Genomic DNA, 15,340 nt, shown 5'->3' with positions numbered 1-15,340 from the left:
CTGGGCGACCCCGAGGTTCCGCGCGGCCGACCTGCCCCGGTTGGATCCGTGCCGGACATACCGCAACTGCAGCTGGGCCTCGTGGCGACGGACCACCGCACGCACATCCTGGACGGACGCGTCGTCGACCACGATCACCTCGAACTGGTCCCGGTCGGCCGTCTGGCCGACGAGGGATCCGAGCGTCAGGTCCAGGCACTTGACCTGGTTGTACGCGGGAATGATCACGGACAGCACGCTAGGCCCCCCGGTGAGCATCGATGGACGGCGTCGAATCTGTGTCGGCGAGCTGCCCGCCGGCCCGGCCACTGCCCTGCAGGAGCACCGGCTGGCGCTCCCACTCGGCGCGGGACTCCGGCCGGGCGGGAGCGGTACGGCAGACGACGTACCACTGCGGCGTCATGCTCAGGTGCCCGTCGAGCCGGCGCAGCAGGGCGGCGTGCAACCGCTCGGGCGTCGTCGGCTGCGCGGCCACGACGTAGGCGACCAACCGCGCCGGGCCGTCGTCCGGACCGACCACGAACGCCTGGGCCGCGACCGTCTCCGGCAGATCGCCGAGCAGCCCGCGAACCGCGTCCACGTCGATCCAGCAGTTGTCGACGGCGACGCAGCTGCGCGGCCTCGCGAGCGGTGCGATCCCGACCAGGTCGGCGACCCGGTCGATGCTCAGGTCCCCTGCCTCGAGCAGCTCGATCAGCACGAGTTCCAGCCCGGCCAGGGCCTGCCGCGCCGCGGGGGCGGTCAGGTAGCGACTGTCGCAGAAGAGCTCGATGACCGCGCGCGAGCGCAGGGACTTGACGTGCAGGTACAACTTCAGCCGCTCGCTGTCCCGGCCCTCGAGGTCCGACACGCGGGTGGACGCCGTCAGCTCCCGCAGTTCGGCGACGTCACGGATGGTGGGCGGCGGCCCCGCGGCACCGGGCTCGGGCACCACGTTCACGGTGCTCGACAGGTCGATGTCGAGACCTCGCCGGTGGTTCACGGTGTCCAGCAGCCGCGCGACGTCCCGCGGGTCGCTCTGACCGCGCAGGTACGCCAGTGTCGACACCTGATGTGCATTGCGGATGGTGCCGGCCAGCGACCCGGTGTCCAGCCGGGTCAGCACCGGCGCACCCTGGTAGAAGGTCCCGACCGAGGCGGCGTCCACCGGCGTGAACCGATTGCCCGCCGCGAGGAACAGCGGCACGATGTCCGTTCCGGTCCTGATGCCGATGATCGTCGACAGCGCGGCCAGCAGGACGGCGGCGGGTCCGACCCGGTGCCGCGCCGCGACCGCCTGCGCGGCTGCCGCCAGCGCCACCGAGTGGAGGCCGAGGCCCGGAAAGCGCGGGGACTCGCCGGCCTCCTGCAGGGTGGGGAAGGCGGTCTGCGGTGTCGTCTCCAGCACCCGGCGCCAATAGGCCAGGGAGCGGTCGTTGGCATCGCGTCCCGGCGGCGACAGCTCGAACTCGGCCCGGGCCAGCGGCCGCCAACCGGCGAGGGCCGGCGCGGCACGGTCGCTGCGCAGCAGGTCGAGGAACTCCCGGCGGAGCACGGAGCATCCCCAGGCGTCGGCCGCGAGATGGGAGAACACGAACACGACCTGCCGGGGACGACCGCCGGCGACGATGACGCTCACCCGCAGCGGCCACTCGGCCTCGTGCCGGAACGGCTCCCGCCAGAGCCGCTCCTCGTCCTGTTCGGCGAGTCGGCGGACACGGCCGGGGTCGGTCCGGCAGATCTCCACCGGTAGGTCACCGGAAGCATCGCAATGCTGTTCGGGCTCGCCGTCCGGGCCGACGGGAAACCGGGTCCGGAGCACGTCGTGCCGGCGGACCAGGGTGTGCAGGGCAGCCAGCACCCGCTCGCGGGTGACGTCGCTCGGCAGGTGTACCCGGAACCGGATGTTGAGGTAGTGGTTCGCCGGAGCCAGTGACTGCAGGATGTTCCAGACGAACCGCTGTCCCCAGGTCAGCTCGCCGACACCCTCGTCCAGCCCGGTGAACTCCAGCGACACCCGGTCGCGCGTGGTCACGTCGCTCACCGCGCTGCCCGTCATGGCGCGTCGGGTGTCGGGTCCGCGCCGGCGCGGCGGTAGAGCATGAACCAGTCGCCGGCCCCGGCCAGCTCGCGCACGTCCGGGTCGGTGACGGTCGGCTCGCGGACGGCGAGGACGTAGCCGTGGCGCTCCAGCACCGGGGTGAAGTCCAGCCGCCGGTAGTCGTCCTCCAGGCTCAGCAACCGGTCGCCCTCGTTGGGCACGATCATGAGCGTGGGCACGCCGCACCGGGCCAGTAGCTCTATCCACGCCTCGATCACGGAGATCGGCATCTCCGAGAAGCTGTGGATGTTGACCGCCAGGTCCGGCCGCTCCGCCTCCAGCCGGTCCGCCATCTCGTCGAGCCGCAGCACGATCGCCTTGTGGTCGACCTTGCGGTACTGCAGATACTGCTCGCTGAGGAACGTCGACTCCGGAATCGCGTCGACGCAGAAGTAGTGCTTCAGCCCGGGAACGGTCTCCACCATGCGGTGGGCGAGCCGGCCGTATCCGGCGCCGATGTCCACGACGGTGCAGTCCATTCTGGACAGCAGTCCCCAATGCCGGTCCAGCAGGTAGATCTCGTTGATCGAGTCGAGCAGATCCCGGCTCGACGTCGGCAGTCCGTGGAAGTCGAACGTCCAGCAGCCGAACGCGCCGTCCTCACTCGTGCGCTCGAGGAGCTTGTGGGTATCGAGGGAGCTGATGTACCGCGCGAAAAGGAAATACTTCAGCCGGGCGTCGCCGCCGAGGTGGCGCAGCTGCCAGACGTAGGCGTTGTCGCCACGAAAGTACTTGAGATCGAAGTCGCGTAGGCGTCGGCTCCGCCGCCAGAAACGACCGGGCTTGAACGGCGATGTCAGCCGGCGATAGCGCGTCCGCAACTGCACGAGGTCGGGATGCCGGTCGGTGAGCACGGCGGCCACGTCGGCCGGAATCGGTCGTGCATCGTCGTGGCGCCCATGGCCCGCATGGATGTGGTAGCTGGTGAGCTCGGTCGAGGTTCGGGTCAGGGTGAGTCCGAACAGGCCGATGATGTAGCGAACGGTAAGAAAGATCCTGGCCCTGAGGTGATTCACTGGAGATCGCCAATCTCTGCGCGCTCCGACGCGGCATCGGCCGTGTATCGGCAGGCGTCGCCGCCGCGCAGCACTCGTACCGCCATGTGACCGAGCGCGACGTGCAGGTCCTCGGTGAGGCCGTAGTCGGCCTGCCCGAAGACGACGCGCCGGTCGGCGAGCCGCGCGAGGTCACCGGCGTTGCCGAGCGCCGCCAGCACGGTCATCCCCAGGTCACGACCGGCTCTGGCGGCCCGGACCAGGTTGGCCGAGCGACCGCTGACGCTCAGCAGCAGCACCACGTCGCGCGGCCTGCCCCAGCCCATCAGCTGGTGCGAGAAGATCTCGTCGTAGGAGTGGTCGTTCGCGATGGCGGTGACCCGGGCGATGTTCTCGGTCAACGCCACGACCTGCGGTGCGCTGCCGAGCGTGCCCGAGGCCGCCATCAGATCACTGGCGATGTGAATCGCCGCCGTGCTGCTGCCGCCATTGCCGGCCACGAATACCCGGCTTCCCGCGTGCAGCGCGAGAACCAGCGCCTCCAGCAGATCGGTCATCGAACCGGTCTCGAGCTGGGCGAGGGCCAGCGTCAAATCGTCGACGTACTGCTTGACCACGGTCTCCGCCCCGGCGGAGACCACGTTCGGCTCCGTCGCCGGACCGATGTCGGCGTTCACGGACGCGGTCATCGAGGCACGGCCGGGCAAGGTCCTAATTGGACCTGCTGATCACATCCTGGGCGTATCTTGCGAATCCGTCGGAGACTTCCGTCCGCCCGCTGCGGCTTGACCAACGCAGGCACCTCCTCGACACGTGGGCGAGGACGGTGACAGACCGCAGCGCTGCGTTAGGTCGCCGTTCCCCCGTGACCACCGGCAAAGTAACAATGATCGATTGCTATGGCAACCCCAGTCTTTTCGTCACACGGCGGCCGTACCCACAGTTGAGGGATGCCCGTCGATGCCCTGATGTGGACGGTGCTCGTCGCAATGCCCAGACGCCGCTGTCGAGGACGGCGCGGGGCGGGGCGTTCGCCGGAGCTCAGGAATGTGGTCGGTGCATTCGCGGCGGACGATGCCGATGAACCTTTCACATCATCGGTTCCCGGACCTCGGCAATGATCGGCGGTCGACCGGGCGCCGGCCCGCGGCCGGCTCCTCCGCCCGGGGTGGCGGCGCTCTCGTGGGTGCCGCCGACAGTTGACGGCCAGGAACTGGTTCGTGCGGGAGAACACCACCGTGTTGTTCGTCGCCCTGCTGGTGCTCGGAGTCGTGCTCATCGGCAAAGGGCGTCGTCGCTATCGGCAAGGGGTGAACGTCATGACCGTGGACCGTTTCATGACCGAATTCATGACCGGACAGGATGGCGCCCGACCGTTCGCACCCTGGGAGGACGGCGAGCGGGAGCCGACCGGGCCGGGGCATCTCGAATGGTGGTACTTCGACGCGCAGTTCACCGACGGCGGTACCGTCGCCGTCACCGTCGCCACCAAACCGCCCGGCGGCGACGTCAGCCCGCCGCTGCGCCCCACCGTCCGGGTGCAGTACGTGTCGCCGGAGGGCGTCTCGACCCAGGTCCAGCCAGAGTTCCCGGCCGAGTGGTTCGCGGCCCAGGAGGACCGGTGCGACGTGCGGATCGGGCCCAACCACATCAGCGGCGACCTGCGCACCTACCAGGTCGTCACCCGGGACCCGCAGGTCTCGCTCGACCTGACGTTCACCGCGACCGTGCCCTGCGCCCGCATCGGCACCGGGCGCAAGCTGCTCGGCCCGAGCGGCCAGCACGCCGGGTGGGTCGTGCCGCTCCCCCGGGCCGACGTCACCGGGACCGTCGTCGTCGGCGGTGACCTGGTGCCGGTCGCCGGGGAGGGCTACCACGACCACAACTGGTACGACACCGGGTTCCGGGAGTTCCTCCAGGAGTGGTACTGGGGGCGCGGCCAGTTCGGCGACGACACGATCATCTTCGGCGCCGAGACGAGCAGGCCGGCCGCCGGCGGCGTCACGCTCCCCTTCATGATCTTCTCGCCCGACGGCCGGATGCCGATCAGGACCGATCGCGACGGGGCGGTGACGGTCGACGACTGGCGCGAGGAGGACGGCGAACGGATCCCCGACCGCCTGCGCTTCGACTGGCACGACCCCGACAGCGCCGACGAGGTCGGCGTCGAGCTGACCGGCACGCACCTGCTGCGCGGGTACGCCGAGCACGGCATGCACTACCGGCGGCTGTCCGGCAACGCCACCCTCCGGGCGCGCATCGGCGGCGAGGAGCGGCAGGGCACCAACCGGCTGATCTTCGAGCACACCTACGTCGACTGACGGCGACGATGGAGGGAGCGGGCGGCGGTGAGGTCCGGAGGGCCCCACCGCCGCCCGCAGCAGCAGCAGGTCAGACGGCGACCGGTGTGACGGCCGCGGGGACCGAGCGCTGCTGGCTGCGCTCCGTGAGGTAGCCGAACAGCAGGCCGAGCGTGGCCCACATGACGGCCTGTGTGCCGAGCGACGCCAGGCGGAACTGCCACAGCAGTACCGGTGAGAATCCCTCGGGAACCTCGTTGACGCCGGGTAGCAGGGCCACGGCGGCGCCGGTGACGACGACCGCGCCCAGGGCGGCGACCGTGGTCGCGTTCCAGGTGCCCAGGCGGGGCTGGAGCATCTTCGCGACGACCAGCGTGCCGATCACCACGGCGACGCCGATGACGATCATCAGGAAGTACAGGCCGGTGCGCTGGCGCAGCGTGTCCGGGTTGCCGGTCGCGGGCGGGTTGGCCGGGTACTTCAGGAACGGGATCAGAGCGACGCCGACGAAGCCGGCCAGGGCGACGATCCCGGCCGTCGCGCGGGCCGACAGCCTGCCGAGGCGGCCGACGGCGACCGCGACGGCGATCGCGAACAGGCCGCCCAGGGCGATGCCGTAGATGAGGTTGGCGACGCCGAGGCCCAGCGTGCTCTGGACCGTGCGGCTCACCGCCTCGTGCCCGGCCTCACCGTCGTGGGCGGCGTGGGCCTCCTCGAACGCGATCGCGTCGTTGATGGGGCCCTCGCCGAACAGGTAGGCGAACACGAAGGCGGCGAGACCCGCGGCGATGCCGACGAGCATGCCGCGGACGAGCAGGGTGCGGGCGGACAGCATGATCTCGGCCCCCGCTCAGTGGCAGGGGAAGCCGAGCAGGTGCCGGCCGTCGTGGACGAACTCGTGCACGTTCTCGCCGGAGAACACCGAGGTGATGCCCTGCTCGGCACCGACGAAGTACAGCAGCACGACGGCCAGGACGGCGCCGAAGATCGCCCACGGGGCGATCTGCTTGAGCGGGATCGGAGCCGGTGCGGTGGTGGTGCCCGGCGTGGTGGAGATGGTTGCCATGATGGAGCCCTTCTGTGGGATGGCGCGTCCCGTGAGCGGTTGTCCGTGACGATGTCCGGGTCTGGCTTCCGCCGTTTTGCGGCGGTTACAGTGGCGCGACCGCGCCGGGCTTGCACCGGCTTCCGCGCACCGTCACGTTTCGGACGGTACGGTCACCGTTGCTGCCTGTCAATCGATGTGAAGATCACTACACGCGTCAGAAGTCGTCGTCGAAGCGCACCGTCCCCGTGACGCCGACCTGGTAGGCCGACACCCGCCGTTCGAAAAAGTTCGACAGCTCCTGCACGTCCTGGAGCTCCATGAACGCGAACGGGTTGCGGCTGCCGTAGAGCGGGGCCATGTCCAGCCGCGCGAGCCGCCGATCGGCGACGTGCTGGAGGTACTCGCGCATGTCGACCAGGGAGAGGCCGGAGATGCCCTGTTCGAGCAGGTCGGCGGCGAACTGGGCCTCGCAGTCGACGGCTTCGGCCAGCATGTCGCGCACCTGCCGCTCCAGCGCGTCGTCGAACAGGTCCGGCTCCTCGGCGCGGACCGTGTCGACGACGTCGAAGGCGAACGCCATGTGCATCGACTCGTCGCGGAACACCCAGTTGGTGCCCGACGCGAGCCCGTGCAGCAGGCCCCGGGAGCGCAGGAAGTACACGTAGGCGAAGGCGCCGTAGAAGAACAGGCCCTCGATGCACGCGGCGAAGCAGATCAGGTTGAGCAGGAACGCCCGCCGGTCCTCCGGCGACGCGAGCGCGCGCAGCCCGTGGATGGAGTCGATCCACCGGAAGCAGAACTCGGCCTTGCGGGCGATCGACGGGATGTGCTCGACGGCCGCGAACGCGGCGAAGCGCTCCTGCTCGTCGGGCACGTAGGTGTCGAGGAGGTTCAGGTAGAACTGGACGTGCACGGCCTCCTCGAACAGCTGCCGGGACAGGTAGAGCCGACCCTCGGGCGAGTTGACGTGCTGGTACAGGTTGAGCACCAGGTTGTTGGCGACGATCGTGTCGCCGGTGGCGAAGAACGCCACGAGCCGGGACACGAGGTGCCGCTCGGCCGGCGAGAGCTTGGACAGGTCGGCGAGGTCTGCGTGCAGGTCGACCTCCTCGACGGTCCAGGTGTTGCGGATCGCGTCCTTGAACCGCTCGAAGAAGTGGGGGTACCGCATGGGCCGCAGCGTCAGGTCCATGCCCGGATCGAGGAGGCTCACTGGCAGGCCTCGCACGACTCGGGGTTCTCCAGCGAGCAGGCAACCGGTTCGAGCACCGGCACGGTGGCCTGCAGGATGCGGGTCGCGGGGCGTGACCGCAGGTAGTACGTGGTCTTCAACCCCGACTTCCAGGCGTGCAGGTACATCGAGGACAGCTTGCCGATCGTGGGAGCGCTCATGAACAGGTTCAGCGACTGGGACTGGTCGATGTAGGGCGCGCGGGCGGCGGCGAGGTCGATGAGTGCCCGCTGCGGCAGCTCCCACGCGGTCCGGTACAGCTCACGCACGTCGACCGGCAGTTCGGCGATCGCCTGCACCGAGCCCTCGGCCCGCTTGATCCGGTCCCGGACGGCCGCGGTCCACAGCCCGCGCGCCTTGAGCTCCCCGACCAGGTACGTGTTGACCTGCAGGAACTCCCCCGACATCGTCTCGCGCTTGAACAGGTTGGACACCTGCGGCTCGATGCACTCGTAGCAGCCGGCGATCGAGGCGATCGTCGCCGTGGGCGCGATCGCGATCAGCAGCGAGTTGCGCAGGCCGGTCTCCCCGATCCGCGCGCGCAGCGCCGCCCAGCGCGCACCATCCGTGGAGGCACCCCACAGGTCCGGATGCAGCACACCGCCGGCCGCGCGGGTCTCGGCGAACGCCGGGTGCGGGCCGAACCGCTCGGCCAGGTCGGCCGAGGTCTCCAGCGCGGTCAGGAAGATCTCCTCCTGGACCCGCGTCGACAGCGCCCGCGCCGCGGCGGAGTCGAACGGCAGCCGCAGGGTGAAGAACGCGTCCTGCAGGCCCATCAGGCCGAGGCCGACCGGGCGCCAGCGCGGGTTCGACGCCGCGGCCTGCGCCGACGGGTAGTAGTTGATGTCGATGACCCGGTCGAGGAACACCACGGCGGTGCGGACCGTCGCCCGCAGCCGCTCCCAGTCGACGCCGTCCGCGGTGACGTGCGCGCCGAGGTTGACCGAGCCGAGGTTGCACACCGCGGTCTCGTCGTCGCTGTTCACCTCGAGGATCTCGGTGCACAGGTTCGACAGGTGGACGGTGTTGCCGGGCGCGCCGGTCTGGTTCGACAGCGCGTTGGCGCGGTCCTTGAAGGTCATCCAGCCGTTGCCGGTCTGCGCGAGGGTGCGCATCATCCTGCCGTACAGCTCGCGGGCCTTGACCGTGCGCACCGCGTGCTTCTCGGCCGCCCGGTACGCCTCGTCGAACGCCTCGCCGAACAGATCCGGCAGCGCAGGGGCGTCGGACGGGTCGATCAGGGACCAGTCCCCGTCGGCCTCGACACGGCACATGAACTCGTCCGGCAGCCAGTTGGCGAGGTTGAGGTTGTGGGTACGGCGGGACTCCTCGCCGGTGTTGTCGCGCAGCTCCAGGAACTCCTCGACGTCCGGGTGCCACGGCTCGAGGTACACGCAGGCCGCGCCCTTGCGCCGGCCGCCCTGGTTGACCGCGGCGACGCCGGCGTCGAGCGTCTTGAGGAAGGGAACGATCCCGTTCGAGCGGCCGTTCGTGCCGCGGATGAGCGCGCCACGGCCGCGCACCCGCGACCACGAGATGCCGATCCCGCCGGAGAACTTCGACAGCTTCGCCACCTGGTGGTATCGCTCGTAGATCGAGTCCAGCTCGTCCTTCGGCGAGTCGACCAGGAAGCACGACGACATCTGGGTGTGCCGGGTGCCCGAGTTGAACAGCGTCGGCGAGCTGGGCAGGTAGGCGAGCGAGGACATCAGCCGGTAGAAGCCGGCCGCCTCCCCGGGCGTCTGCGACAACCCGCACGCCACCCGCAGCAGCCAGTACTGCGGCGTCTCCACCACCAGTCGCGTGTGCGGGTGGCGCAGCAGGTACCGGTCGGCGACCGTCCGCAGGCCGAAGTACTCGAACCGCAGGTCACCGCCGGCGTCCACGGCGGCGTCGAGCTCACCGGCGTTGGCCGCCACGAACGCGGCCGTCGCGTCGCCGATGAGCCCCTGCTGGTGGCCGTACCGGATCGACTGGCTGAAGCTCGCGACGCCCTGGCCGCGCACCTCCTGGTCGACGTACGCGGCGAGCAGCCGCGCGGCGAGCCGGGAGTACTGCGGCTCCTCCCCGATCAGCTCGGCCGCGGTCTGGATGGACAGCTTGTCCAGCTCGGCCGTGCTCGCCCCGTCGTAGAGGCCGCTGATCGTCCTCGTCGCCACCCGCAGCGGGTCGACCTCGTCCAGGTCGCCGGCCCACCGCTCGACCGCCGCGACGATCCGGCCGACGTCGACCGGCTCCAGGTCGCCGCTGCGCTTGCGCACGCGCATCTGCGTCATCGTGTCCCCCTCGTCCACGCTCCGGACGGCCGGACACGCGCGCAGGGGGACGCCACCGGGTGACCCCGGATCCTGGCGTCGGCCGTCCCGCGCGGCCTCCGACCACCGCGGACCCCTTCTGGTCCGCGGTGCGCTGGCAGGTCTTCGGACTCGCGGGCATGACCGAGGTCGCCTACCGGCCGTCGCTTCCCAGACTGTGGGGTCCAGTGCTTCGTTGACGGCTTTCGTTCCCACTCACCGCTGCGGGGCAGTCCCGGATTCCCACCGGGTTCCCTGTTGCCACGACCGCCCCGCGAGGGGCCGGCCGAACCAGCTGCGGGCAACACCATATATGGGAACCATCGGGAAAGCGAAACACCACATGTGGCCCGGGCGTGTCACGGCACAATCGACGTGTGAACGCGCAGCGGGATGTGCTGACGGAGCTGGGCCTGACAGAGCTCGGCCTGACGGGGGCCGAGGGTCCACAGATCGTGGGCGACCCCCGGCCGGCCGGGCTGGCCTCGCCGCTCGCGGTCGCGGAGTGCGCCGTGGCGTCCGTGTCCGCCTGTCTTGCCGCGGCCGCGGAGCTGGCCCGGGCGCGCGGCGGCCGGCGGCCCGAGGTCGTCCTCGACACCGCCCACGTGGCGGCGGCGGTGCGCAGCGAGGTGCTGCTGCGCGATCCGGCGGGGCGGGGCATCGACGGTTTCGCGCCGTTGTCGCGGCTGTGGCCGGCGGCGGACGGCTGGGTGCGCACCCATGCGAACTATCCGTGGCACCGCGCGGCGCTGCTGGCGGCGCTCGGGGTCGACGACGGCCCGGACGGCGAGGTGCAGCCCCGGCTGGCCGGCGTGCTCGCCAACCGGGCGGCGGTGGAGGTGGAGCGCTCGGTGTACGCAGCCGGTGGGCTGGCCGTCGCCGCGCGCACCCGGGATCAGTGGCCTGCCGACGCCGCCGCGCTGGTCTCCGTCGAGCCGGGCGGCGCCGGGGCACCGCTGCCGCCGCCCGGTCCGCTGCCGGCGTCGCACCTGCGGGTGCTGGACCTGACCAGGGTCATCGCCGGGCCGGTCGGCACCCGGATGCTGGGCGCCCTCGGCGCCGACGTGCTGCGCGTCGACGACCCGAACCGCCCGGAACTGCCGTTGCACGCCGTCGACGGCGTCATCGGCAAGGCGAGCACCCTGCTGGACGCGGGCACCCCGCAGGGCGGGGACACCCTGCACCGGCTGGTCGCCGAGGCCGACGTGGTCGTGACCGGCTACCGGCCGGGCGCGCTGCGCCGCCTGGGCCTCGACCCGGACCAGATCGCCGAGCGGCATCCGGGCACCGTCGTCGCCACGCTGTCGGCGTGGGGAACCGCCGGCGAGTGGGGCCGGCGCCGCGGCTTCGACAGCCTCGTCCAGATCGCCACGGGCATCGGCTGGGCCGCCACCGCCGACGGCACCCGCCCCGGCGCGCTGCCGTGCCAGCTGCTCGACCACGCCTCCGGCTACCTCCTCGCGGCCGGCGTCCTGACCGCGCTGGCCCGTCGCGCGCGGACCGGCGAAGGCGCGCACGTGTCGGTGTCACTCACCCGGACCGCGCGATGGCTGCTCGACCAGGGCGTCGACGCCACCCGCCGGGACACCGGCGGCGAGCCGCAGCCGGACGCCCACCGGGTGGCCCTCGGCAACGGGTGGAGCGGCATCGGCCCGCCCGGACGACTCGACGGCCGGCCACTGAGCTGGCCCCACCTGCCGCCGGCGTACGGGCAGTCCCGCGCCGCCTGGCGCTAACGCCCCAGGACCGTTCCGCCGTTGACGCCCACCAGCTGCCCCGTGACGAACGAGGCCTCCGGGGAGGCCAGGAAGGCGACCGTGGCCGCGACGTCGTCAGGGGCGCCGGCCCGCCCGACCAGGGTGCGCTCGACCCTGGCCCGGTGGAACTCGGGGTTCATCCGGTCGCCGAAGAACTCGGTGGCCGGCACGTAGCCGGGCAGTACCAGGTTGGCGGTGGCCCCGGTCGGGCCGAGCTCCGCGGCGAGCCAGAAGATCCACGCGTGCAGGGCCGCCTTCGCCGCGCCGTACGAGCCGCTGTAGCCGCTGCCCAGCTGGGCGCCGATGGAGCCGATGCCGACGACCCGGCCGTGCTCGGCGAGTGCGAGCTTCGGCCGCAGCGCGGCCACCAGCAGCACGGCGGTCAGCACGTTCTGGTCGAAGTCGGCCCGCCATTCCCGGGCGATCGCGTCCAGTTCGGTCGGTACCGCGGCGCTGGTGCCCCCGGCGCCGGCCACGATCACGTCCACCCGGTCCACCGCGTCGGCCACCCGCGCGCAACCGTCGGCGGTGCTCAGGTCGGCGGCGACCGGGGTCGCCCCGAGGGCCTCCGCCGCGGCCCGCAGCGTCGGCTCCCGCCGGCCGACCAGGACCACGCGGTCGCCGCGGCCGGCGAACGTCGCGGCGACCGCCCGGCCGATGCCGGTGCCGCCGCCCGACACCACCACCGTGCGGCTCATCGAATCCCCCCGGGCACCAGCATGGTCTTGATGCGCGCTGCCGGGCCGCGCATCAGCTCGTCGAACACCGCGACGCCGTCGGCGAGGTCCCGCAGCTCCAGCCAGTCCTCGTCGAGGCCGGCGACGAGCGGCACGGCCGCCGCGAACTCGGCGTCGGTGTAGCAGAAGCTGCCCAGCACCGCCTTCTCCGCCCGGATCATCGCCCGGCAGTCCACATCGGACTCCGCGGCGTGCAGGCCGAGCCAGACCGCGGCGCCGCCCGGGTGCAGCAGGCCGACGGAGTCGGCCCGGGTGCCGGCCGTGCCCACGGTGTCCAGGATGACGTCGAAGGTGCCGGTCAGCCGCTGCCCAGTGTGCTCGGCGCCGGCCTGGACCGCGGTCGCGAGGCGCGGCTCGACCAGGTCGGCGACGTGGACGCCGGTCAGGCCGAGGCTGCGCAGCACCAGCAGGACCGCGGTGCCGAGCATGCCGGCGCCGATCACGCCGACCCGGGCGTCCGGGGCGAGCCGGTCGGCGACCAGGTTCGCGGCGTGCACGGCGTTGGCGAGGGGTTCGACGAACGCGCCACGCTGCGGCGACACGCCGGCCGGCAGCGGGTGGACGTTGGCCCGCGGCACGGCCACGTACTCGGCGAAGCCACCCGCCCGGTGGATGCCGAGGATGCTGCGGCGGTCGCAGATGTTCGTGCGCCCGCGCCGGCAGTTGCCGCAGGCGCCGCACGCCACCAGCGGGTTGACCGTGACCAGGCTGTCGTCCGCGAGGTGGCCCGCGAACTCGTGCCCCATCACCAGCGGCGGCGTGCGGAACGGGCTGCGGGTGGCGAACCCCTCCACCTCGGATCCGCAGACCCCGGCCGCGGCGACCCGCACCAGCACCTCGTCGTCGGCGGGAACCGGCACGTCGAGGTCGGTGACGACGAGCTCGAGCGGCCCGGCGTACAGCAGTGCCCTCATGCGACACGCTCCCCGGTGGTGCTGTCGAACCAGCAGGCGCCGCTCAGGTCGAGCCGCACCATGCACTCGTCGTCGACGGCGAGGTCGGCGTTGCCCGGCACCTTCGCGTAATGCAGGTCCCGCACGGCGCCCGACCCGAGCCGAAACCCGACGATCGTTTCGGCGCCGAGCCGTTCGACCACCGCCACCACAGCGGGTAGCCCGGTCGCGGCGATCTGCACCTTCTCGGGCCGCACCCCGAGCAGGGCCGGGCCGTCGGGCACTCCGGCGGCGGGCACTTGAGCACCGCCGTCGATCGTGGCCTGTCCGTCCTTGACCGTGGCGGGCAGCAGGTTCATGGCCGGCGAGCCGATGAACCGGGCCACGAAGGTGTTCGCCGGCCGGTCGTAGATCTCCTGCGGGGTCCCGTGCTGCTGCACGACGCCGTCGTTGAGCAGGATGATGCGGGTGCCCATGGTCATCGCCTCGACCTGGTCGTGCGTCACGTAGATGAAGCTCGCCCCCACCCGCCGGTGCAGCGCCGTGATCTCGGTGCGCATCTGCGCGCGCAGCTTGGCGTCCAGGTTGGACAGCGGCTCGTCCAGCAGGTAGATCGAGGGCTCGCGCACCAGCGCCCGGGCCAGCGCGACCCGCTGCCGCTGCCCCCCGGACAGGGTGCGGGGCCGGCGGTCGAGGTACGGCGTGAGCTCCATGGTCGCGGCGATGCGCTCGATGCTCCCGGCGATCGCCGGGTCGCGCATCGCCCGCCAGCGCGCCACCATGCCGACCACCGGGATGTGCTGCCACCAGCGGAAGCGGCTCATCAGCAGCGGGAAGGCGATGTTGGCCCGCACCGTCTTGTGCGGGTAGAGCGCGTAGGACTGGAAGACGAACGCGACGTTGCGCTGCCTGGGCTCCAGGTCGTTGACCCGTTGACCGTCGAAGAGCAGGTCGCCGTCGGTGATGTCGATGAGCCCGGCGATCATGCGCAGCATGGTGGACTTGCCGCACCCCGACGGGCCGAGCAGCACCAGGAACTCCCGGTCCGGGATGTCCGTGGAGAACTCGTGGATGACGGGCGTGTCGCCGTAGGACTTCCGGATGCCCCGGAACGCGATGGCTGGCATGCCTACCCCTTCACCGAGCCGGACGTGAGACCGCTCACGATCCGGCGCTGTACCAACAGGAAGAACACGATGGCGGGAACGGTGAACACCAGCGCGGCCGAGAACACCGTCGACAGCGGGGTGATGAACTCGCCGATGAACGACGACAGGCCCTTGCTCGCCGGCCACTTCGCCGTGTCGCGGATGAACGTCGAGGCGAACAGGTACTCGTTCCAGCCGTCGAAGAAGGTGATGACGGCCGCCGCGGCCACCGACGGCGCCACGAGCGGCAGGGTGACCTGGGAGAAGATGACGAACCGGGGCGCGCCGTCGACCCGGGCCGCCTCCTCGATCTCGTAGGGCACGCCGTCGACGGCCGACTTGATGATCCACGCCGCGACCGGCATGGCGAAGGCCGTGTTGGCCAGCACCAGGCCGAACAGCCCGTTGATCAGCCCGAGCGTCACGAACAGCGTGTAGAGCGGCACGAGGAGCAGCGCCTCGGGCAGCATCTGGGTGGCGAACAGCCCGAAGCCGAGCAGTCCGCGGCCGTGGAAGCGGCGGTACCGCGACAGCCCGTACCCGGCCAGCACGGCGAGCGCCAGGCTGCAGAACGTCGTGCCCGACGCCACGATCGCGCTGTTGGTGAGCCAGCGCAGCAGCGGCACGCCGCTGTCGAAGACGTCGAAGATCTCGGGGAGCCGGCGCAGCCGTAGCCACAGGCTCTGCCCGCTGAACAGCTCCTCCCGGGTGGCGAGGGCGGTGTTGAGCATCCAGTACACCGGGAAGCCGGCGGCCAGGACCAGCACCAGGATCGCGAGCCACCGGCCGGGGCCCGCTCCGGTCAGCCGCCTCACTGTGCCTCCCGCCGCGCCGAGCGCCGCTCGACGACGAAGTAG

Annotated in this window: 14 protein-coding genes and 2 riboswitches; of the genes, 2 read left to right on the top strand and 12 right to left on the bottom strand. The window is 71.5% G+C overall.

Annotated features, from left to right (window positions below; genetic code table 11):
• From ABZS66_RS54140 to ABZS66_RS54125, 4 genes are all read right to left on the bottom strand, one after another.
• Window positions 1-228 (bottom strand): glycosyltransferase (locus tag ABZS66_RS54140; protein WP_354771517.1); only part of this gene is annotated, 228 nt, incomplete at its 3' end.
• Between the two features lie 10 nt (window positions 229-238).
• The gene (locus tag ABZS66_RS54135) at window positions 239-2,014 is read right to left on the bottom strand and encodes a condensation domain-containing protein (protein WP_354771515.1); all 1,776 of its coding nucleotides are present in this window, start codon (window positions 2,012-2,014) and stop codon (window positions 239-241) included.
• A gap of 20 nt (window positions 2,015-2,034) precedes the next feature.
• A complete protein-coding gene (locus ABZS66_RS54130; RefSeq protein WP_354771513.1) occupies window positions 2,035-3,096 on the bottom strand; it encodes a putative sugar O-methyltransferase in 1,062 nt (353 codons plus the stop codon).
• Window positions 3,093-3,752, bottom strand: coding sequence for an SIS domain-containing protein (locus tag ABZS66_RS54125; RefSeq protein ID WP_354771511.1), 660 nt, complete (start codon window positions 3,750-3,752; stop codon window positions 3,093-3,095). The genes ABZS66_RS54130 and ABZS66_RS54125 overlap by 4 nt, the downstream gene beginning before the upstream one ends.
• Before the next feature lie 672 nt (window positions 3,753-4,424).
• Here ABZS66_RS54125 and ABZS66_RS54120 point away from each other — a divergent pair.
• A complete protein-coding gene (locus ABZS66_RS54120) occupies window positions 4,425-5,396 on the top strand; it encodes a lipocalin-like domain-containing protein (RefSeq protein WP_354771509.1) in 972 nt (323 codons plus the stop codon).
• Between the two features lie 70 nt (window positions 5,397-5,466).
• Here ABZS66_RS54120 and ABZS66_RS54115 read toward each other — a convergent pair whose 3' ends face one another.
• From ABZS66_RS54115 to ABZS66_RS54100, 4 genes are all read right to left on the bottom strand, one after another.
• Window positions 5,467-6,210, bottom strand: coding sequence for a CbtA family protein (locus tag ABZS66_RS54115; protein ID WP_354771507.1), 744 nt, complete (start codon window positions 6,208-6,210; stop codon window positions 5,467-5,469).
• Between the two features lie 15 nt (window positions 6,211-6,225).
• Entirely contained in the window at window positions 6,226-6,441 is a 216-nt protein-coding gene (locus ABZS66_RS54110; protein ID WP_354771505.1) for a CbtB domain-containing protein, read from the bottom strand.
• Window positions 6,442-6,500: 59 nt separating this feature from the next.
• Window positions 6,501-6,565: riboswitch (cobalamin riboswitch) on the bottom strand.
• A 72-nt stretch (window positions 6,566-6,637) separates the two neighbouring features.
• On the bottom strand, window positions 6,638-7,615 hold the full coding sequence (locus ABZS66_RS54105; RefSeq protein ID WP_354771503.1) for a ribonucleotide-diphosphate reductase subunit beta: 978 nt from the start codon (window positions 7,613-7,615) through the stop codon (window positions 6,638-6,640).
• A 17-nt stretch (window positions 7,616-7,632) separates the two neighbouring features.
• Complete coding sequence (locus tag ABZS66_RS54100) at window positions 7,633-9,930, bottom strand: ribonucleoside-diphosphate reductase subunit alpha (protein ID WP_354771501.1); 2,298 nt, start codon at window positions 9,928-9,930, stop codon at window positions 7,633-7,635.
• Window positions 9,931-10,047: 117 nt separating this feature from the next.
• Window positions 10,048-10,259: riboswitch (cobalamin riboswitch) on the bottom strand.
• A 66-nt stretch (window positions 10,260-10,325) separates the two neighbouring features.
• Here ABZS66_RS54100 and ABZS66_RS54095 point away from each other — a divergent pair.
• Entirely contained in the window at window positions 10,326-11,684 is a 1,359-nt protein-coding gene (locus ABZS66_RS54095; RefSeq protein ID WP_354771499.1) for a CoA transferase, read from the top strand.
• Here the strand turns inward: ABZS66_RS54095 and ABZS66_RS54090 are convergent.
• The 4 genes from ABZS66_RS54090 to ABZS66_RS54075 all read right to left on the bottom strand — a co-directional run.
• Window positions 11,681-12,403 carry an SDR family oxidoreductase gene (locus ABZS66_RS54090; RefSeq protein WP_354771497.1) on the bottom strand — a complete coding sequence of 241 codons (723 nt, stop codon included), beginning with the start codon at window positions 12,401-12,403 and terminating at the stop codon, window positions 11,681-11,683. The two genes, ABZS66_RS54095 and ABZS66_RS54090, sit on opposite strands and share 4 nt — an antisense overlap.
• A complete protein-coding gene (locus ABZS66_RS54085; protein WP_354771495.1) occupies window positions 12,400-13,356 on the bottom strand; it encodes an alcohol dehydrogenase catalytic domain-containing protein in 957 nt (318 codons plus the stop codon). Before ABZS66_RS54085 ends, ABZS66_RS54090 begins: the two co-directional genes overlap by 4 nt.
• Window positions 13,353-14,462: an ABC transporter ATP-binding protein gene (locus ABZS66_RS54080; RefSeq protein WP_354771493.1), complete on the bottom strand. Its 1,110-nt coding sequence runs from the start codon at window positions 14,460-14,462 to the stop codon at window positions 13,353-13,355. The genes ABZS66_RS54085 and ABZS66_RS54080 overlap by 4 nt, the downstream gene beginning before the upstream one ends.
• A 2-nt stretch (window positions 14,463-14,464) precedes the next feature.
• On the bottom strand, window positions 14,465-15,340 hold an 876-nt coding region (locus tag ABZS66_RS54075; protein ID WP_354771491.1), incomplete at its 5' end, for a carbohydrate ABC transporter permease.

This window comes from Dactylosporangium sp. NPDC005572 (genome assembly GCF_040605515.1).
Taxonomy (GTDB): Bacteria; Actinomycetota; Actinomycetes; order Mycobacteriales; family Micromonosporaceae; genus Dactylosporangium.
This window is presented reverse-complemented; position numbering and strand designations above follow the sequence as displayed.

Excerpts from the sequence above, each read along its gene's own strand:
- ABZS66_RS54110 (WP_354771505.1), bottom strand. The coding sequence starts at position 6,441 with ATGGCAACCATCTCCACCACGCCGGGCACCACCACCGCACCGGCTCCG.
- ABZS66_RS54100 (WP_354771501.1), bottom strand. The coding sequence starts at position 9,930 with ATGACGCAGATGCGCGTGCGCAAGCGCAGCGGCGACCTGGAGCCGGTC.
- ABZS66_RS54080 (WP_354771493.1), bottom strand. The coding sequence starts at position 14,462 with ATGCCAGCCATCGCGTTCCGGGGCATCCGGAAGTCCTACGGCGACACG.
- ABZS66_RS54120 (WP_354771509.1), top strand. The coding sequence starts at position 4,425 with ATGACCGGACAGGATGGCGCCCGACCGTTCGCACCCTGGGAGGACGGC.
- ABZS66_RS54115 (WP_354771507.1), bottom strand. The coding sequence starts at position 6,210 with ATGCTGTCCGCCCGCACCCTGCTCGTCCGCGGCATGCTCGTCGGCATC.
- ABZS66_RS54090 (WP_354771497.1), bottom strand. The coding sequence starts at position 12,403 with ATGAGCCGCACGGTGGTGGTGTCGGGCGGCGGCACCGGCATCGGCCGG.
- ABZS66_RS54105 (WP_354771503.1), bottom strand. The coding sequence starts at position 7,615 with ATGGACCTGACGCTGCGGCCCATGCGGTACCCCCACTTCTTCGAGCGG.
- ABZS66_RS54085 (WP_354771495.1), bottom strand. The coding sequence starts at position 13,356 with ATGAGGGCACTGCTGTACGCCGGGCCGCTCGAGCTCGTCGTCACCGAC.